We start from the raw sequence: 5,539 nt of genomic DNA on the forward strand, positions 1-5,539 counted from the left end.
CCGAAATGCCAGCCTACGGCCTATGGGGCCTAGCGATCGTCAACTCGGTCATTTTCATCCTGTTTGCCTATACTTTTTTCAAGCCGCGAACGGCGCGCGACTGGCGCTCGTTCGGCGCGTTCAGTGCGTTTCTCGTCGCGCTGTTCACCGAGATGTACGGATTTCCGCTGACCATCTACTTCCTGTCAGGTTGGCTTCAGTCCCGCTACCCGGGTGTCGATTGGTTCTCCCATGATGCGGGCCACCTCACCGAGATGATGTTCGGCTGGAAAGCGAACCCACATTTCGGGCCGTTCCATATACTGAGCTTCGTCCTGATCGGTGGCGGCTTTTGGGTGATCGCCTCGGCGTGGCGCGTGCTCTACGAGGCGCAGCAGCGTCATGACCTCGCAGCGACCGGGCCATATAGCTACGTCCGTCACCCGCAATATGCCGGGTTCATTCTGGTCCTGCTCGGTTTCCTGGTGCAATGGCCGACGCTGCTGACGCTTGCAATGTTTCCTGTGCTCGTCGTCATGTACGTAAAGCTCGCACACAGCGAAGAGCGCGAAGCGCTTGCCTCGTTCGGCGATGCCTACCGATCATACATGGCCGACGTGCCGGGGTTTATTCCGCGATGGGGTCGCCTGATTGGGCCCGGCGCGGCACCCCGCCACGGCGGCAGCACCTAAGCGAGCGCTGTCATGCAGCCCGCTGGCGTGTCCTGGCCGCTCTCTTCAATCTTGCTGTTTGCGTTGGGGGTAGCGTTGATCGCCATCGGGATATTCTTCCTGGTCCTGCGCCAGCCATTGTTGCCCGAGGACATGCGCTTCATCGGCTTGTCTCTCGCGCAGTTGCAGGCCGAGCAGCCTCGCATGGCAATTTGGCTGCTTCTCGTTTTTCGCGTCCTGGGCGGATATGCCACCGCTGCCGGCGTTCTGACAGTCACAATCGCCGCAACATCGTTCCGGCAGCATGACTGGGTGGCGGGCCTGGGCATACTGGTCGCTGGCGCCGCGTCGATCGGATGGATGGCTATCGTTAACTTCGTCATCGCCTCCGATTTCAGGTGGATTCTGCTAGCCCTTGCCCTGCTTTGGGCGAGTTGCGTCTGCCTCTTTTGGGTGGAGCGAAGGGCTGGGCGCAGTGCCAAGGTGGAGGTTGGCAGATGAGACATGAATGCGAGCTTTGGGCACCATACACACAAGGAAAGATTGGCATCGGGCAAAGGAGCGATCGGCATGGCCTGCACCGGCCTACCGACAGTTGCACTACCCATAAGCACACCGGCAAAGCGCCACCGCTGGATCTCAACCGTGAGGGTCCGCTCGATTCACCGTGCCTGGAAAAGCCGCCCGACGGCCTGCTCCTGCGCTTCGTAGGTGCGGCCGAGGCTTGCCCGGATCTTTCGAAGCTTCTGTCGGCGTGACAGCCATGTCCGATATCATCTTCGCCGCGAAAGCTCTGACCAAGACATACATCTCCGGCGAGATGCAGGTGCTCGCGTTGCGCGGACTGGACCTAAAGATATACGCTGGCGAAGTGGTGGTGCTTCTCGGACCGTCCGGAAGCGGGAAGTCGACGCTTCTCAACATCATGGGGGGACTGGATCATGCCACGAGCGGCCAGTTGTTCTTCAGGAACCTCGATCTGACCAACCTCGATGATCGCGGGCTGACGGCCTACCGCCGCCAGCATGTCGGGTTCGTGTTCCAATTCTACAATTTGATCCCGAGCCTGACAGCTTATGAGAATGTCGCGCTGGTGACCGAGATTTCCTCTGATCCAATGCGTCCCGACGAAGCCCTCGCGCTCGTTGGACTTGAGACGCGGATGCATCACTTCCCGGCCCAGCTCTCGGGCGGCGAACAGCAGCGTGTCGCCATTGCCCGAGCCATCGCCAAACGGCCCGATGTGTTGCTCTGCGATGAGCCGACAGGCGCATTGGATTCCAAGACCGGAATTCGGGTGATCGAGGCTTTGCTGAGTGTCAACACCCAGCTTGGTACCACGACCCTTATCATTACCCACAACGCCAGCATCCAGGATGTCGCTGATCGCGTTCTGTTCTTTGCAGATGGCCAAATCTCCCGCATGCACAAGAACAAGGCGCGCCAGGCAGCCGCCGCTCTCAGTTGGTGAATGCGGTGCGTGCCCTGGACATCAAGCTTTTTCGCGATGTTATCCGGCTTTGGGCACAGGCGCTTGCAATCGCGCTCGTCATTGCCGGCGGCGTGGCAACCCTCATTCTTGCTGTCGGGTCCTATCGATCCCTCGACGAAACGCGTGCCGCCTACTACGAAAGACATCGATTTGCCGATGTCTTTGCCGAAGTCAGACGCGCGCCGAGAACTCTTGTCGATCAGATCGCGGAGATCCCCGGCGTTGCGGCCGTGGACGTGCGGATCGCCAAGCTCGCATTGCTCGACATTCCGAATTACCTGGAGCCAGCCACCGGGCAAATCATTTCCCTGCCCGACATCGGCGAGCCCTCGCTCAATCGGCTTTATATGCGAATGGGCCGCGTTCCGGAGCCGGGACGAACCGAAGAGGTTGTCGTCAACGAGGGCTTTGCCAAGGCCCATGGCTTTGCCCCCGGGTCCCGCTTCTCGGCGATACTGAATGGACGCAAACGTGAACTGGTGATTGTCGGGATCGCATTGTCTCCCGAGTTCATTTATGCGGTGGGACCAGGTGACATCATGCCGGACGATCGGCGCTTCGGCCTCATTTGGATGTCTGAGAAGGCCCTTGCCAGCGCCTACGATCTCGACGGCGCGTTCTCTTCCGTCGGTGTCAAGCTGTTGCGCGGAACCTCCGAGCGCGAAATCATCGCCCGCCTCGATGACTTGCTCTCCAGCTACGGTGGACGGGCCGCATATGGGCGGAAAGATCAGACGTCACATGCCTGGCTCGACCATGAGCTCGACATGCTCAACAATATGAGCCGAACGCTGCCGCCGATCTTCCTCCTGGTGTCGGCGTTCCTGGTCAACCTCACACTCGGCCGCCTTGTCGCGCTCGAACGCGAGCAGATCGGGCTCATGAAAGCTTTGGGATATCGCAACAGTAGCATTGTCTTGCACTACCTCAAGTTCGTCATCCTCATCGCAACGATCGGCATAGTGATCGGCACCGCTGTGGGAACGTGGCTGGGGATGTACATCACCAATTTGTTCGGGGACTTTTTCCATTTTCCATTCCTGGTGTTCACCAAGAGTCCGGACCTCTATGTCATCGCCGCCGCGCTGAGCCTCCTTGCCGCCGCGGTGGGAGCTGTCCGCGCTCTTCGCGATGTCGTCAGGCTGCCGCCTGCCGTGGCAATGCAGCCGCCGACGCCGCCGCGCTACCGGCGACTGCTGCCCGCGAATTTCGCGCTCGACCAGTTCATCTCGCAACCGACCACGATGATGTTGCGCAACATCACTCGCCATCCGATCAGGGCAATTTTCACGTCGCTTGGCATGGCACTCGCTACGGCAATACTGGTTGTTTCCCTTTTCACCCGCGATACAATGGAGCAGCTCGTCGACGTCACATACTTCCTGGCTGACCGTCAGGATGCCACTGTCAGCTTCGTCGAGAAGCGCCCGCAGGAGGTCGTCATGCAAATCGCGCGGTTGCCGGGCGTGCTTGCAGCCGAACCCCATCGGGAGGTGCCTGTCCGCATACGCAATGGCAATGTAGAGCGTCGCATAATGATAAGCAGCAGGCCGCGCAACGCCGATCTTAATCGCATCATCGACGTTGACCTGCGACCCGTCGTGCTGCCGGAAGCGGGCCTGGCCATGTCGAGCATGCTCGCGCACGTCCTCGGGGTGAAAGTTGGCGATGCTGTCGAGGTCGACCTGCTGGAAGGGTCGCGGCGGACTGTTAGCCTTCCAGTTACAGCGCTTGTGGAGGATTATTTCGGCATCCGGGGCATGATGGATGCTGAGGCTCTTGCTCGGTTGATGCGCGAATCGCCGGCCGTTAACAGCGTCAACGTGAGCCTCGACGAGAATGCGCTTGAGCGGTTCTACGACACCGTCAAAGGCATGCCGGTCGTCAGCGGTCTGGCGCTGCAGCGTGTGTCGCTGACGAACTTCCGCGCAGTGGTGGCGCTGATGGTTACGACTATGGCGGGGATTTACACTGCCCTAGCGACCGTCATAGCGTTCGGTGTCGTCTATAACAGCGCACGCATCTCGCTGTCAGAGCGCGCGCGGGAACTGGCGAGCCTGCGTGTCCTCGGTTTCACGCGGGGTGAAGTGTTGCGCATTCTGCTCCTCGAACTTTCCTTGCTCACATTAATAGCTCAACCGCCGGGCTGGGTCATGGGCTATGGCCTCGCCTGGATCATGCAGACAAATCTGGCGGGTGAACTAATGCGCGTGCGCCTGGTGATCGAACAATCCACCTACGTCTTTGCCAGCGTAATTGTAATCACCGCAGCCGTACTTTCTGCTCTCATCATACGCCGACGAATTAACCGGCTTGATCTCGTAACTGTCCTCAAGACAAGGGATTAGCCCATGCGCGCTGTCATAATGAAGCGAATTACGGCGGCGGCGGTACTGGGAGCGATAGCCCTTGCAACGTTCTGGTTCGCATGGCCGCAGCCGATCGCCGTCGACCTTGCGACGGTGATGAAAGGACCAATGGAAGTGACGATTGACGACGAGGCCAAGACGCGTGTCCAGCACGTCTACACAGTGTCCGCTCCGATCACCGGCACAGTCTTGAGAATTTCGCCGCCTCGGCACGTCGGCGATCAGGTCACCGCGGACGAAACGGTTGTGGCCGTGATGCAACCGACGATTCCAAGCTTTCACGATGCCCGCACGCACGAGGAACTGCAGGCGGCGCTGGCAGCCGCGGAAGCTGCCGTAAAACTTGCGGAAGCCGAATTGAGCCGGATTGAGGCGGCGCTCGCCTTTTCGCGCACGGAGCTGCAGAGGGCAGTTGCGCTTGCGCGCACAAAGGCGATCGCCCCCAAGATCCTGGACAAGGCAAAGTTCGATGTCGAAACCAATGATGCTGCGCTGGCCAGTGCAAAAGCCCAGCTTGAAGTGCGCCGCAACGAGCGCGCCAGTGTCGCTGCGCGTCTCAGAGAACCGTCCGGTGCCACCGTACAATCTGATCCTGCCTGCTGCATCCAGCTGAAAGCCCCGGTGACTGGCCGTATTCTGAAGATCATTCAGGAGAGCGAGGGCGTGGTGCAAGCAGGGGCCCCTTTGATCGAGATCGGTGATCCGCGTGATCTCGAGATTGTTGCAGACCTTCTGTCGACCGACGCCGTCCGGACAAAACCCGGCGCGCCCGTGCGGATCGATGGATGGGGCGGACCGTCAATCCAGGGCAAGGTTGCCCGCGTCGAACCGGCGGGGTTCCTCAAGGTTTCTGCACTCGGTATTGAGGAACAGCGCGTCCGCACCATCATCGATCTCGTGGATCCTCCTGAAGCCTGGTCGCAGCTTGGGCATGATTACCGGGTGATCGTGCATGTCACGACTTGGCGCGCCGATAACGCACTCACCGTGCCAGTGGCAGCGTTGTTTCGACAGGCGGACGACTGGGC

Annotated in this window: 6 protein-coding genes; all 6 read left to right on the forward strand. The window is 60.0% G+C overall.

Annotation, left to right across the window (positions count from 1 at the left end):
* Positions 1 to 5: 5 nt before the first annotated feature.
* On the forward strand, positions 6 to 671 hold the full coding sequence (locus AAAC48_RS17480; protein WP_340655408.1) for an isoprenylcysteine carboxylmethyltransferase family protein: 666 nt from the start codon (positions 6 to 8) through the stop codon (positions 669 to 671).
* Positions 672 to 683: 12 nt separating this feature from the next.
* The gene (locus AAAC48_RS17485; RefSeq protein WP_340655403.1) at positions 684 to 1,151 is read left to right on the forward strand and encodes a hypothetical protein; all 468 of its coding nucleotides are present in this window, start codon (positions 684 to 686) and stop codon (positions 1,149 to 1,151) included.
* Entirely contained in the window at positions 1,148 to 1,408 is a 261-nt protein-coding gene (locus tag AAAC48_RS17490; protein ID WP_340655404.1) for a hypothetical protein, read from the forward strand. The genes AAAC48_RS17485 and AAAC48_RS17490 overlap by 4 nt, the downstream gene beginning before the upstream one ends.
* 5 nt (positions 1,409 to 1,413) lie before the next feature.
* Positions 1,414 to 2,121 (forward strand): ABC transporter ATP-binding protein, encoded by a 708-nt coding sequence (locus tag AAAC48_RS17495; protein WP_340655405.1) that lies wholly within the window; start codon positions 1,414 to 1,416, stop codon positions 2,119 to 2,121.
* A 5-nt stretch (positions 2,122 to 2,126) separates the two neighbouring features.
* Positions 2,127 to 4,490 carry an FtsX-like permease family protein gene (locus tag AAAC48_RS17500; protein ID WP_340655406.1) on the forward strand — a complete coding sequence of 788 codons (2,364 nt, stop codon included), beginning with the start codon at positions 2,127 to 2,129 and terminating at the stop codon, positions 4,488 to 4,490.
* 3 nt (positions 4,491 to 4,493) lie between these two features.
* The coding region (locus AAAC48_RS17505) for an HlyD family efflux transporter periplasmic adaptor subunit (RefSeq protein WP_340655407.1) at positions 4,494 to 5,539 on the forward strand (1,046 nt) is incomplete at its 3' end.

This window comes from Phyllobacterium sp., assembly GCF_037994405.1.
Classification (GTDB): domain Bacteria; phylum Pseudomonadota; class Alphaproteobacteria; order Rhizobiales; family Rhizobiaceae; genus Phyllobacterium.